Origin of the sequence: Pseudomonas sp. SIMBA_068, from assembly GCF_046534705.1 — a bacterium.
Lineage (GTDB): Bacteria > Pseudomonadota > Gammaproteobacteria > Pseudomonadales > Pseudomonadaceae > Aquipseudomonas > Aquipseudomonas putida.
Map to the genome: position 1 here is coordinate 1 of NZ_JAWRYI010001309.1, position 246 is coordinate 246.

At 40.7% G+C, this 246-nt stretch carries 1 protein-coding gene; it reads right to left on the bottom strand.

From position 1 onward, the window contains the following. Positions 1–246: prolyl oligopeptidase family serine peptidase (locus SB756_RS33815; protein ID WP_410913730.1), on the bottom strand; the 246-nt coding region annotated here is incomplete at both ends.

The following is a 246-nucleotide window of genomic DNA, read 5'->3' on the forward strand; positions in this document are numbered from 1 at the left end:
GTTTTGTAGTCACGCAGCTTAGCAACCCATTTTGCTGGCTCAAAATATTGAACTTGTGAATCGTGTAAGCCTGTAGTAACTAACATATTAGGGTAGTCTTGCTTACTGACCTGATCGTACGGTGAATAAGACAACATATAATCGTAATATTCTTTCTCGTTAGGGTTACCCCACTCGCCATACTCGTTAGTTGTAAGCGGAATCGTTTCATCTAGCATAGTAGTAACCACATCAACAAACGCAACC